11 protein-coding genes are annotated in these 13313 nt (G+C 31.9%); 2 read left to right on the top strand and 9 right to left on the bottom strand.

Annotated elements, in window-relative coordinates; all coding sequences use genetic code 11:
• Positions 1-2: 2 nt before the first annotated feature.
• The 9 genes from ABD730_RS03690 to ABD730_RS03650 all read right to left on the bottom strand — a co-directional run bounded on the left by ABD730_RS03690 (position 3) and on the right by ABD730_RS03650 (position 11855).
• A complete protein-coding gene (locus tag ABD730_RS03690; RefSeq protein WP_334469448.1) occupies positions 3-2378 on the bottom strand; it encodes a TonB-dependent receptor in 2376 nt (791 codons plus the stop codon).
• A gap of 144 nt (positions 2379-2522) precedes the next feature.
• Positions 2523-4745, bottom strand: a complete 2223-nt coding sequence (locus tag ABD730_RS03685) for an NADP-dependent isocitrate dehydrogenase (RefSeq protein WP_334469450.1) — start codon at positions 4743-4745, stop codon at positions 2523-2525.
• Between the two features lie 146 nt (positions 4746-4891).
• Positions 4892-5467 (bottom strand): pentapeptide repeat-containing protein, encoded by a 576-nt coding sequence (locus ABD730_RS03680; protein WP_344712646.1) that lies wholly within the window; start codon positions 5465-5467, stop codon positions 4892-4894.
• A gap of 755 nt (positions 5468-6222) precedes the next feature.
• The gene (gene rplS / locus ABD730_RS03675) at positions 6223-6573 is read right to left on the bottom strand and encodes a 50S ribosomal protein L19 (RefSeq protein WP_334469454.1); all 351 of its coding nucleotides are present in this window, start codon (positions 6571-6573) and stop codon (positions 6223-6225) included.
• Between the two features lie 163 nt (positions 6574-6736).
• A complete protein-coding gene (locus ABD730_RS03670; protein WP_344712643.1) occupies positions 6737-7051 on the bottom strand; it encodes a hypothetical protein in 315 nt (104 codons plus the stop codon).
• Between the two features lie 11 nt (positions 7052-7062).
• Entirely contained in the window at positions 7063-7740 is a 678-nt protein-coding gene (trmD, locus tag ABD730_RS03665) for a tRNA (guanosine(37)-N1)-methyltransferase TrmD (RefSeq protein WP_215924947.1), read from the bottom strand.
• Positions 7741-8001: 261 nt separating this feature from the next.
• Positions 8002-8628: a tRNA (guanine-N1)-methyltransferase gene (locus tag ABD730_RS03660; RefSeq protein WP_334469460.1), complete on the bottom strand. Its 627-nt coding sequence runs from the start codon at positions 8626-8628 to the stop codon at positions 8002-8004.
• A gap of 233 nt (positions 8629-8861) precedes the next feature.
• Positions 8862-10310, bottom strand: a complete 1449-nt coding sequence (locus tag ABD730_RS03655) for a glyceraldehyde-3-phosphate dehydrogenase (protein WP_334469462.1) — start codon at positions 10308-10310, stop codon at positions 8862-8864.
• A gap of 138 nt (positions 10311-10448) precedes the next feature.
• Positions 10449-11855, bottom strand: a complete 1407-nt coding sequence (locus ABD730_RS03650) for a S1C family serine protease (protein WP_334469463.1) — start codon at positions 11853-11855, stop codon at positions 10449-10451.
• 158 nt (positions 11856-12013) lie between these two features.
• On the opposite strand from ABD730_RS03650, the gene dapF reads away from it, so the two are divergent.
• Positions 12014-12793 (top strand): diaminopimelate epimerase, encoded by a 780-nt coding sequence (gene dapF, locus ABD730_RS03645; protein ID WP_334469465.1) that lies wholly within the window; start codon positions 12014-12016, stop codon positions 12791-12793.
• Positions 12787-13311 (top strand): GNAT family N-acetyltransferase, encoded by a 525-nt coding sequence (locus ABD730_RS03640; protein WP_215924942.1) that lies wholly within the window; start codon positions 12787-12789, stop codon positions 13309-13311. Before dapF ends, ABD730_RS03640 begins: the two co-directional genes overlap by 7 nt.
• Positions 13312-13313 lie beyond the last annotated feature (2 nt).

Here is a 13313-nt window from a genome sequence, read left to right as displayed (position 1 = left end):
ATTTAAAATTTAAAATTATAAGAAACGGAAGGCACTATACCAAAAATGGCTAATCGTACAGCTTCATTAACACCTGTATTTCTATTTTCTCTAAAAGAGATACTTGCTGCATTTTTACGGCCGTAGATATTATAAACTCCAAAAACCCATTCGCCTTTAAATTTTTTGATACTTTCTGGTTTTGGATTGTAAGTAGCTGATATATCTAAGCGATGATAAGATGGTAATCTGCTTGAGTTTCTCGCTTCATAATTAGGAATAACCAATCCGTTATATTCATATTGTCCGTTTGGATAGGTGGTAGGCTGACCGGTTTGAAATATAAAGTTAGAACTAAAAGACCATTTTTTATTGAGTTCATAACTTCCTGTTAAAGATATGTCATGTGTTTTATCGTAAGCTGTATTGTACCATTCTCCGTTATTAATTCCAGTTTCTGCTGCTGTTTTACCAGGAGTTCTCTGTTCGGATTTAGAAAGTGTATAAGCTAACCAACCTGTAAAACGACCTTCATTTTTTCTTAAAAGGACTTCTAAGCCATAGGCTCTTGCTTCTCCATTTAAAATGATTTGCTCAATAGCATCATTGGCTATTAAATCGGCACCATCTACATAATCGATGCGATTTTTAATAGTTTTATAAAAACTTTCAACCTCTAGAGAGAATACGTTGTTTTTAAACGTTTTAAAATAACCAATAGCAACTTGATCTAAGAGCTGAGGTTTTACATATTTACCACTTGGAGTCCAAATATCTAATGGAGTAGGTGAGCTTGTATTAGATAATAAGTGTAAATATTGACTCATTCTGTTGTAGCTTGCTTTTACAGAAGCGTTATCGTTAAGCTGATAAGCGACAGCAATTCGAGGTTCTATATTTGCAAACGATTCAATAACATCACTTTTATTAAAGGTTTCAGTTCCAATAGGCTCTGTTTTTTGGTAGATGCCAATATCTTCATTAAAAGTTAAAGGATTATTGTTTTCGTAGATATTTAATTCGTCTTGTCCTAAGCGATGAAACATACTTAATCTTGCTCCGTAGCTTACCGAAAGTTTGTCGCTTAGTTTATGTTCGGCATCAATATATATGGCATTTTCAAAAGCAAATTTATCAATTAGCTTATAAGGATTAATTCCGGAAGTTTCTGTCGTTGGAGTAATTTCTCCTGGATTAAATGTGTAATACATGGTGTTTAATCCATACTCGAGTTTAAAGTCATTACTTATATAATGTTTAAAATCATATTTTAAATTGAAATTTTTAATGCCAGATTCCCAATCAAATTCTACAAAGTTTAATGTTAATCCGTAGTAATAGTCTGAATAGATTAAGGAAAGGTTAGAAAATAATTTATCAGAAAACAAATGATTCCATCTAAAATTAAGCACTGTGTTTCCAAATGTGTTTTCAAAAGTATCAGAAATTTTAAAGACATCTCTGCCAAAATAACCCGATAAGTAAATATTGTTATTGTTGTTTATATTGTAACTTAATTTTGTGTTTAAATCGTAGAAATACGCTTTACTGTCTATATCAAAAAGGGGTAAAAATAAGTGGGCGTAACTACTGCGACCACCAAGCAAAAAAGAACCTTTATCTTTTTTAATAGGCCCTTCTGCTAAAAGCCTACTAGAAATTAAACCAATACCACCATTAACATGAAATTCTTTGCTATTACCTTCTTTTTGATAAATATCTAAAACAGAAGAAACACGTCCTCCATATTTTGCAGGAATTCCACCTTTATATAGTTTAAGATCTTTTATGGCATCAGGATTAAAAACAGAGAAGAAACCAAAAAGATGTGAGGAATTAAAAATAGTAGCTTCATCTAAAAGTATCAAATTCTGGTCTGCCGCACCACCTCTAACATTAAAACCAGAAGAGCCTTCGCCAGAATTCGTTACTCCTGGCAATAGTGTAATCGATTTTATCACATCTACTTCACCCAAAACCACTGGCATATTTTTAATCGTTTTTATGGATAACGAATTTACACTCATTTGTGGTTTTTTGATGTTTAGTCTTTCAATGTCATCAGTTAATATGACTTCGTCTAAACTTTCTGCAGCCTCTTCGAGTTGATAGTTTTTAGTAAGATTGTTGGTTAATGTTATTGTTTCTGAAATGGTTTTAAATCCCAAATAACTTATTTGTATAGTATAGGATCCTTCAGGTAATGTAATAGAGTAGAAGCCATATTCATTGGTAACACTTCCAGTTTGTAACTCTGGAATTATGATGTTAACACCAATTAGGGTTTCATTACTGAGTACATCAGTTACTTTTCCACTTAAGGTAAATTTTTCTTGTGCTTGAAGTGAGAAAGCACTCAGTAATAATGAGAGTATAATCCCTCTAAGAAGTAGTTTCATGTTTTATGTTAATTGTTGTTTTGATTGATGACATATTTTAATTAAAACGAATAACCTCTAAAGTTGTTACATTAAAAGTAAATTAAATGAATAAAAAAAAGCTTCTCGAAAGAAGCTTTTTAACATAACATTAATCTAATGTGATTATGAATTTAAAATTGAATTTAGTGCTTTGCTTGGACGCATAGCATCTGAAATCTTATCTTCATTAGGAAGGTAATAACCTTCAATATTTACAGGTTCTCCTTGACAATCGATTAGCTCTTTTACAATAGTCTCTTCATTTGACGATAATGCATTGAAAATGGTTGTAAACTCAGCTTTTAAATCGGCATCTTTATCTTGGTTTGCTAAAGCTTCAGCCCAATACAATGCCAAGTAAAAATGACTTCCTCTATTGTCTAATTCATTTACTTTCCTAGAAGGTCCTTTTTTGTTTTCTAATAACTTATCTGAAGCATCATCTAAAGTTTCACCTAAAATATGTGCTTTTTTGTTGTTATTTACTTCTGAAAAATGCTCTAATGAAACTGCTAATGCTAAAAATTCTCCTAAAGAATCCCAGCGTAAATGGTTTTCTTCTAAAAATTGCTGAACATGCTTTGGTGCAGATCCGCCAGCTCCAGTTTCAAATAAACCACCACCATTCATTAATGGTACAATAGATAGCATTTTTGCACTTGTTCCAACTTCTAAAATTGGGAATAAATCTGTTAAATAATCTCTTAACACGTTTCCTGTTACTGAGATGGTATCTTTTCCTTCTTTAATGCGTTTTAATGTAAAATTGGTAGCATCTTCTAAAGATAAAATTCTAATATCTAAACCTTCAGTATCATGGTCTTTTAAATAGGTGTTAACTTTTTTAATTAATTCAGCATCGTGTGCTCTTTTCTTATCTAACCAAAAAACGGCAGGTGTTTGTGAAGCTCTTGCTCTAGTTACAGCTAATTTTACCCAATCTTGGATTGGAGCATCTTTTGCTTGGCACATTCTCCAGATATCACCTTCTTCAACTTTATGGCTTAATAATACATTGCCATTAGCATCAATAACTTCTACCTTTCCTTTAGATGCTATTTCGAAAGTTTTATCATGAGAACCATACTCTTCTGCTTTTTGAGCCATAAGTCCAACATTAGGAACTGTTCCCATAGTTGTTGGATCAAAAGCACCATGTTTTTTGCAAAAATCAATAGTTGCACTATAAACACCAGCATAACTACTGTCTGGTATAACCGCTTTTGTGTCTTGTTGTTTCCCTTCTGCATTCCACATTTGCCCAGAAGTTCTAATCATTGCTGGCATTGAAGCATCAATAATAACATCACTTGGTACGTGAAGATTGGTTATGCCTCTATCTGAATTTACCATTGCTAAATCAGCACTATGGTCTAGAGTAAAACGAATATCTTCTCTTATTTCGTCGCGTTTATCTTCTGGAAGATCGCCTAATTTTTCAAGTAAATTTCCAAAACCATTATTTACATCAACACCTATTTTATCAAATGTTTGTCCATGTTTTTCAAATAAATCTTTGAAGAATACACGTACAGCATGACCAAAAATGATTGGGTCAGAAACCTTCATCATTGTTGCTTTCATATGCAATGAAAACAATACACTGTTATCTAAGGCATCTTCTACTTGCTCTTCTAAAAATTCGATTAAGGCTTTTTTGCTCATTACTGTAGCGTCAATAATTTCGCCTTTTAGTAAGCCTAAATTGTCTTTTAGGTTGGTTTGGTTGCCTTTTGTATCTGTATGTACAATTTTTACTGTAGTTGCATCTGCAAGTGTTACAGATTTTTCATTGTGCGCAAAATCTCCTTTAGACATTGTTGCGACATGTGTTTTAGAATCTGAAGACCATGCTCCCATACTATGCGGATTTTTCTTGGCATAGTTTTTTACCGCTTTAGGTGCGCGTCTATCAGAATTTCCTTCTCTAAGTATTGGGTTTACGGCACTTCCTTTTATCTTGTCATAACGTAATTTGATGTCTTTTTCTGCGTCATTTTGTGGTTCTTCTGGGTAATCAGGAAGTTTAAAACCTTTGTTTTGAAGTTCTTCAATAGCAGCAGTAAGTTGTGGTACAGATGCACTAATATTTGGTAATTTTATAATGTTAGCTTCTGGTTTTTTTACCAATTCGCCTAATTCTGCTAATGCATCAGATACTTTTTGATCTTCAGTTAAAAAATCTGGAAAAGCGGCTAATATTCTAGCGGCTAAAGATATATCTTTTGTTTCTATGGTTATGCCTGAAGACTTTGTAAATGCTTGAACAATTGGTAAGAATGAACGTGTTGCTAAAGCTGGTGCTTCATCTGTTTTTGTGTAAACAATCTTTGCTGTTTTTGTCATAAGTCTTGAAAATAAATTGAATAAATTTCTCCTCGAAATTGAGAAATGCGAATATACGAAAACGTTTGATTTTAACAGGTATATGATTTATACTAAACAAGATCAAATTTTGTGATATTGATAATTTAATAGCTAAAACCTTGAATTTATTCTATTATCTTAATATGAAAGCTTTCTAATAAGCCATAAATGTTTTCTTTTGAAAATGAGGCACTTTTAATTTTATTTAATGCAGGATTAATATTGAAATTAAATGCAGAAGTAAAATCAGAATATTCAATGTTGGTTCTATCGAAGGTAGCTCCTAATAAATCACAATCTTTAAAAGCCACATATTTGGCCTCAGCTTCTGTGAAATCTACTTGATGCATTGTGCATTTTAAAAAATTGGTTTTGCTGATTTTTAATTGATAAAAACTACTAAAATTAAGCGTACAATCTATAAACTTGAAAGACAATAGAAAGGGGTTACAACTTTGAAATATAACACCTAAGATTTTACAGCCTTTAAAAGTAACATCATTAAAAGATGTGTGCATTACATTAGCATTGCTGAAATTACAATCTAAAAAATCACATTCTAAAAAGCTAATGTTTGAAAGATCTGAATTTTCAAAATTACAATTGGTAAACGTACAGTCTGTATATTCTGTTTTAAAAAGATTGCTAGTGGTGTAATCTTTGTTTTTGAAATCGTGGTTTTCTGTTAGTGGTTGGTCCATGTTGCAAGAATACGAAAAGAAATGTATTTGCCACAGCCTAGTGCGGTTTGTTATTAAATTAGACTCTAGTCTGGACTCTATAAATGTAGGTAAGGGGGTTAACTTTACTAAAAACAAAAAGCCATATCACTCAGAGAAATCTGTGCTGACATGGCTTTCTTAGAAACAGTACTAACATAACCTATTTAGTTTTTGCTAACTCAGTTGATAGACAAATGCCACCACCTTTTTCGGTTTAAGAGTTACTGTTTCAATTCGAAACATTTCATACCTTTCAAAATGTATTGACCTGATATTACTTTGTTTCTTAGGCTTGTTTTTCTTGATGTTTTCTTAATACCTTCAACTTTAACAAATATTAAGACTAAAACATTGCTCGTCCTTTTCGTGTTCACTTTCGATCCCAGTACTTCTTCGGAGCTTTTCACTTTACCAATATAACCTACAATAGTGTGTTATATTATTAAAGCTTCTTGATTGCTTTGCAAACACTTATTTTACACAAGTTGCTATACAACCTCAAAAAACAACCTCAATATATAAAGAACAAATCTTTAATACACATTAACATAATTCAAAACCAAACTTAGTTTTGTCGTTAATTGTTTTACTAAGTTAATGAAATATTTTGGATATCTATGAGATTTTAACGTATTAGATATCAACAGTTTATGAACTCATGTTATTAACAAATGTTAATAACCAAAAAAGCCTTCTTAAAGAGAAGGCTTTTAATTGTAATATATAAGTTTGAATTATCTTCTAACTTCTTTAATTCTTGCTTTTTTACCAGTAAGACCTCTAAAGTAGAAAATTCTAGCTCTACGTACTTTACCACGTTTGTTAACTTCTACTTTTTGTAAAGCAGGTAAGTTAATTGGGAAGATACGCTCTACACCAATTGTTCCTGACATTTTACGGATGGTAAACGTTTCAGAAGATCCACTTCCTTTACGTTGTAATACAACACCTCTAAAAAACTGCGTACGCACTTTTTCACCTTCTCTAATTTCGTAGTATACTGTGATGGTATCACCAGCACTAAATTCTGGAAAGTCTTTACGGGTTACAAATTCGTCTTGTACAAATTTTACTAAAGAACTCATTTTATTTTATTTATAATAGTTGATTCAAAGCAACATTCACGATTCTCGCCAGAGGTTGGTCTAAATTGGTTTGCAAAAGTACTACTTTTTTGCTTATTTGCAATGCTTTGTTATTTTATTTTTTAGTCTTCCGTTGGAAGTTGTCCTGAGCTTATTTTATAATTTATTTTTTTGAAAATTCTGATACAACTAAAATGATTAAACCAACTGAAAATATTAAATAAGATACATTTTGAATTATAATTGAAATCCCTTGTGTTAATAATAAGGTGTCTACACTTTCTGCACTCGCAAAAACACGGATAACCAAACTAGCAACAGAAGTTAGTATAACTAGTACACTACCAATTAATATTAACCAAGTCGCTAGGGTACGCTTTTTTATAAAGAGAATTATGCTAGCAATTAATACTATAAAAGTTGATAACGCACTAATAATTTGACCAGTATAAAAGAGAATTTCTGTAGAACTATTCATAGGTAATGTGCTTAGTCTTTAAGTAAATCTGGTCGTCTTTCTTTAGTTCTTTTATAAGCTTGTTCCTCTCTCCATTTTTCAATTTCCTTAAAATTACCGCTAAATAATACTTCTGGAACTTTCATGCCATCATATTCTCTAGGCTTAGTATAAATAGGTGGTGCTAATAAATTATCTTGAAAAGAATCGGTTAGGGCAGAGGTTTCATTACCTAAAACTCCAGGAATTAATCGGATTACAGCGTCGCATAATACAGCTGCACCTAATTCGCCACCTGACAATACATAATCTCCAATAGATATTTCACGAGTGATAAATTTATCACGTACGCGTTGGTCCACTCCTTTATAATGTCCACACAAAATAATAATGTTTTCTTTTAAAGAGGTTTGGTTAGCAATACTTTGGTTAAGCTGCTCCCCATCTGGTGTCATATAAATAATTTCATCGTAAGTACGTTCTTGCTGTAATTTAGAAATACACTTATCAATAGGTGCTATGGACATTACCATTCCTGCGCCTCCTCCAAACTGTGTGTCGTCTACAGATTTATAGCCACCTGTAGCATAATCTCTTAAATTATGAAAGTGGACTTCTACTAAACCGGCTTCAATGGCACGTTTTAAAATAGAGGCTTCAAACGGACTTTTTAAAAGTTCTGGTAATACGGTTATAATATCTATGCGCATAATATGTTCAAATAAGTTGCAAAGGTATGTTTAATTGCGATGTTTTTTTTATTTCTAATAGTGATTTTCTAAAAATGATACAGAAGGGTTTAATCCTATTTTAGTTTCTAAATAGAAATTGAATTAAAGTTTATATGGATAATCTTAAATTGAAAGACAGAGCTTAGTTCTATAGTTTAGGATATAAAAAAAATCCGCAATTAAAATTACGGATTTTTATGGTGTTAAGTATTTTTAATTAAGTGTTTGCAGCACTTTAATTTAAGACTTTTGCTTATTCAATTCGTCTTGTAATTGACGTCTTACTTTTTGCTCACGCTCTAAAGCATTTCGTCTATGCTCTTCAAATTCTGTTTCTACTTCGTCTAATTTGTGTTTAGCATCACGTGTTGCAGAATTACTGCCTTTAAATTTATAGATAAAGAATAATAAAAATGCTAATAAACCAGCAACAATAGACCACATAATAACATTGTAATTGGTTTTACTAGTTTGCATACCTAATAGTGCCATATTATTTTTTTCAGAGTCTGTTTGCTCTAGGCTAGTCTGCGTATTGGCAAGTTTTGTTTTTAGTTCTTCAATTTCTTTGGCTTGGTTTTCAACAACTTTTTCAGAACTTTCTAATTTAGAATAGGTTGTTTTTAAAGAATCGAGAACATTATTTTTTAAAGTAAGAAGTGAAGAAAATTTTACAGCTTCATAGCGCTGTCCATCTGTACCTTTGAAATTACCAGATTTTTTAAATACATATTCAAACTGGCTGTCAATATTGCCACTATTTAAGGACAATTTGTCTTCTGCTTCTTCATTGCTCTTTTGTGCGTTTACAGATTGTAAACTCATTGTAACTAATAGAATTACAGAAAGTTTGGTTAAGAATTTCATCTTAGTTGTAATTTTAATTTTGGTTAGATTAATTGATTGCCAAGATAATAATTTTATAAAGATTTCATAAAGAATTACTAAACAATTAGCCTCACAAAATAGTAAGGCATTTTATATACGGTAAAAACGTTGTTTTAGATGTTTAGTATAGGAGGCTTATTCAAATTAATAACTAACAAAAAATCTTGCCTAAAAGACAAGATTTTATGAGTTATTAATTTTTTAAAATAAGTCTAATAATAAGCATAACGTCTTACTTTAGAAATATATTTAGCTAAACGAATTACCTGATGGCTATAGCCATATTCGTTATCGTACCATATATATAGTATTGCATTTTTTCCATCAGCTCTTACGATAGTCGCTTTGCTATCATATATAGAAGGAGCAGAACTGCCAACGATATCGCTAGAGACTAACTCGTCACTCATTTCGTATTTAATTTGTTCAACTAAATCACCTTCAAGTGCATACTTCTTCATGATAGAATTCATACTTTCAACAGAAGTTTTGTTTTCTAATTCTAAACTTAGAATAGCTAATGATCCGTTTGGTACAGGAACTCTAATAGCATTAGAGGTTAGTTTTCCTTCTAAAGATGGTAATGCTTTACTAACGGCTTTTCCTGCTCCAGTTTCTGTAATTACCATATTTAAAGCAGCGGCACGTCCGCGTCTGTATTTACTATGGAAATTATCTACTAAGTTTTGATCGTTTGTATAGGCGTGAATCGTTTCTAAATGTCCGGTTTTTACTCCAAAAGAATCTTCAACAGCTTTTAATATTGGTGTAATAGCATTTGTTGTACATGATGCTGCTGAGAAAATATTAACTTCATCAGGATTGTACTCTTTATGATTAACTCCATGTACTATGTTAGGAATTCCTTTTCCTGGTGCAGTTAATAATACTTTATCAACACCTTTTGCTTTTAAATGTCTGCTTAAGGCTTCTTTATCTCTAAATGCTCCTGTATTATCAATAATTAGAGCATTGTCAATTCCGTATGTTGTATAATCAATATCTTCTGGTGCATTAGCTGAGATGATATTTACAGTAGTGCCATTAATAATTAGGGCAGAATTTTTAACATCGGTGCTTACTAGTCCAGAAAAATCACCATGTACAGAGTCATTTCTTAATAATGATGCACGTTTTTCTAAAACCGTTTCGTTTATAGCTCCTCTAGTAACAATTGCTCTTAATCTTAATTGGTTACCTTTACCTGTACGAGTCATTAACTCACGTGCTACTAATCGACCAATTCTACCAAATCCATAAAGCACAACATCTTTTGGTTTTATGCCTTCATTTTCTTTAGCATTATCTAATTTAGAAGCGACAAAAGCAGTAGCGTTACTATATTTTTGATCTTCTAAATGAAATTCGTAAGTTAGTTTGCCTATATCTAGCTTTGCTGGTGGCAGATCTAAAGTTTTAATTGCTTGTGCAATTTCAACAGAATCGAAAATAGAAATAGGTTTTTGAACAAATTCACCTGCATATTCGTGCAAGTTTAAAATTTCGCTCACATTTCTATCGATTAATTGATTTCTAAATAACACAAGTTCAATAGACTTGTCGTACCATAAGTCGCTTACAATTTTAATAAATTCAACCGTTGCTCTGCGACGATCTGCTTGAAATGCTAACTCTTTTTCGTAAGTGTCGTTAAAACCCATTTGTTTTTGGTTTAATAAAATTAAATTTTGTGCAAAAATACATATTTCAAACGTTTTCGTAATGCTTTTTGACGAAAATAAAAACCCTTCAAAGAATATTACTTTGAAGGGTTAATTAAGTCTATTTATAGGTATATTTTATCTAAAACTATGAATGATTTTCTCTCCTTGTTTATTGATGATTTCAATTTGAAGAGGTTCTCTAGGATTTCTAGTTCTTAATGCGTTTTGAGCATCATCAACGGAATATAATTTTTCACCGTTAATTTTTGTAACGATACAACCTTCTTCAACACCTACACGATTCCAACCAACCTTGTAGTTTTCATCTGCAAATTTCGAAATTTTCACTCCATACTCTGTGTTGAAGTTTTTTAACTCTTTTTTAGAGGCATTTTTTACAAATCCTATTTTTTCAACGACAGTTGTTGTTGGTTTTAGTAATGTTACTGGAAGCGTTTTTTCATCTCCATCTCTTATTAATGTCACATTAACAGTGTCATCAGGATTTTTGGTTTTTAAATAGCCTGTTAAATCTGCAAATTTATGGATGTAAATATTATCAATTTTCTTTATGATATCTCCAGGTTTAATGCCCGCTTTTTCGGCTCCGGTGTCTTCTTGTACCTCACTTATATATACACCTTCAATTTCATTTAACTTGTTCTCAATAGCTTCTCGAGAATTTTTGTTTAGTATGGAGACACCAAGAATACCGTTCTGTACATTTCCATATTCCATGATATCATTTACTATTTTTCGAGCAATATTGCTTGGAACGGCAAAAGAGTATCCTATATAAGAGCCTGTTTGTGAAGAAATAGCAGTGTTAATTCCTATTAAATCTCCATTGGTATTAACTAAAGCACCTCCGGAGTTTCCAGGATTTACAGCAGCATCGGTTTGTATGAACGATTGCTGATGTTGGCCTGTTAAATCTCTCGATTTAGCACTAATAATCCCTGCGGTTACTGTAGAATTTAAGTTAAACGGATTTCCAACAGCTAACACCCATTCTCCTATTTTGGCATTATCAGAATCTCCAAAAGCCATAAATGGTAATTCTTTTTCTGTTTCTATTTTTAATAAAGCAATATCAGTAGATTCGTCTGTGCCAATCAATTCAGCATCATAAGTTTTATTATCATTTAAAGTAATACTGATTTCGTTGGCATTTTTTATAACGTGGTTATTTGTAATAATATAACCGGTTGGTGAAATTATGACACCACTTCCTGTACCAACTTGCGCACGTTGCGAGCTACGACCATAAAATAAATCGCGCATAGAGATAGGTGCATTTATAATAGCAGTATTCTTAACGTGTACAACAGCATCTAATGATTTTTCTGCCGCTTTTACAAAATCTGGAGCAGTGGCAGTACTACTCGTTATAGTATTATTTGTAGGTACAAAGACAGGAAGGTCAGATGACTGCTCAACGGCTAATGGCTGTGTTTCGTTTTCAATAAAAAATTTGTATCCTCCTAAGGTTAATAAACCTCCAAGAGCAGAAACAAAGACTAATGTTAGGATCTTCTTCATTTTTTTTAAATTTAAATATTACTATTTCATTTTAACTAACGATTAAAATTAGATAATTATTGATTTCAATTTTTAATTTAACGACTTTTTAACGCCAATTTTAACGCGTGTTTAACAACTGTTTTTAACGTCTAATATTCTTATATTTGCCCTTAATTATGAATATGACATTTTATAAATATCAGGGCACGGGAAACGATTTTGTAATCGTAGATAACCGTTTACAAACAATAAACAAAAATGATACCAAACGCATAGCACGTCTATGTCATCGACGTTTTGGCATAGGAGCAGACGGATATATTCTTTTAGAGAATGATGATAACACCGATTTTAAAATGGTTTATTACAATGCAGACGGCAATGAAAGTACTATGTGTGGTAATGGTGGCCGATGTATTGTTGCTTTTGCAAATTTTTTAGGTATCATAAAGAACGAAACAACATTTGTTGCTATTGACGGATTACACAAGGCAAAGATTGAAAATGGAATGGTTTATCTTCAAATGCAAGATGTTTCTGAAATTAAATCCTTTGATAATCATCAATTTTTAGATACAGGTTCTCCGCATCATGTAGAAATGGTTTCAGGTTTAGCCAATTTTGAAGTAAAAGCGAATGGTTCAAAAATTAGATATGGCGAACCTTATAACAAAGAGGGGAGTAATGTGAATTTTGTAGAGCAATTATCAGACGATAATTTTGCGGTTAGAACATACGAACGCGGTGTAGAAGATGAAACATTATCTTGTGGCACAGGAGTGACCGCAGTTGCTTTAGCAATGCACAAATCTGGTAAAACTAAAAGTGAAAACATTAGTTTAAAGACAGAAGGAGGAGAGCTTAACGTTACTTTTAAAAGTAACGATAAAGGTTATAAGAATATTTGGTTAGTAGGACCAGCTGAACAAGTTTTTAAAGGAGAGATAGAATGGTAAGTTTGCAAGGAGAGCATATCTATTTAAGAGCTTTAGAACCTGAAGATTTAGAGTTTGTTTATAGCATTGAAAACGATACGTCATTGTGGTATTTAAGCGATACACAAACGCCGTACTCTAGATTTTTAATCAAACAATATCTCGAAAATGCCCAGCAAGATATCTTTGAAGCTAAGCAACTAAGGTTAGCCATTTGCAATACGAAAAACAAAACGATTGGTTTAATAGATGTGTTTGATTTTGATATAAAAAACAAACGTGCTGGTATTGGCATTCTTATCCAAAATGAAAAAAATCGAAACCTTGGTTATGGTAAAGAAGCACTAAGTTTATTGGTGAATTATTGTTTTCAGACATTACATTTGCATCAGGTTTATGCTAATATTTCCGAAAGTAATTCTGCCAGTTTAAAGTTGTTTAAAGGTAATGGCTTTGAAATAATAGGATTAAAAAAAGATTGGAGTTTTGATGGCGAAACCTACACAAACGAATATATATTACAACGAATTAAAGATTAACT

Source organism: Winogradskyella damuponensis, from assembly GCF_039538385.1.
Lineage (GTDB): Bacteria > Bacteroidota > Bacteroidia > Flavobacteriales > Flavobacteriaceae > Winogradskyella > Winogradskyella damuponensis.
This window is presented reverse-complemented; position numbering and strand designations above follow the sequence as displayed.

Coding starts and splice junctions, on each gene's coding strand:
- ABD730_RS03690 (WP_334469448.1), bottom strand. CDS start 2,378: ATGAAACTACTTCTTAGAGGGATTATACTCTCATTATTACTGAGTGCT.
- ABD730_RS03685 (WP_334469450.1), bottom strand. CDS start 4,745: ATGACAAAAACAGCAAAGATTGTTTACACAAAAACAGATGAAGCACCA.
- ABD730_RS03680 (WP_344712646.1), bottom strand. CDS start 5,467: ATGGACCAACCACTAACAGAAAACCACGATTTCAAAAACAAAGATTAC.
- rplS (WP_334469454.1), bottom strand. CDS start 6,573: ATGAGTTCTTTAGTAAAATTTGTACAAGACGAATTTGTAACCCGTAAA.
- ABD730_RS03670 (WP_344712643.1), bottom strand. CDS start 7,051: ATGAATAGTTCTACAGAAATTCTCTTTTATACTGGTCAAATTATTAGT.
- trmD (WP_215924947.1), bottom strand. CDS start 7,740: ATGCGCATAGATATTATAACCGTATTACCAGAACTTTTAAAAAGTCCG.
- ABD730_RS03660 (WP_334469460.1), bottom strand. CDS start 8,628: ATGAAATTCTTAACCAAACTTTCTGTAATTCTATTAGTTACAATGAGT.
- ABD730_RS03655 (WP_334469462.1), bottom strand. CDS start 10,310: ATGGGTTTTAACGACACTTACGAAAAAGAGTTAGCATTTCAAGCAGAT.
- ABD730_RS03650 (WP_334469463.1), bottom strand. CDS start 11,855: ATGAAGAAGATCCTAACATTAGTCTTTGTTTCTGCTCTTGGAGGTTTA.
- dapF (WP_334469465.1), top strand. CDS start 12,014: ATGAATATGACATTTTATAAATATCAGGGCACGGGAAACGATTTTGTA.
- ABD730_RS03640 (WP_215924942.1), top strand. CDS start 12,787: ATGGTAAGTTTGCAAGGAGAGCATATCTATTTAAGAGCTTTAGAACCT.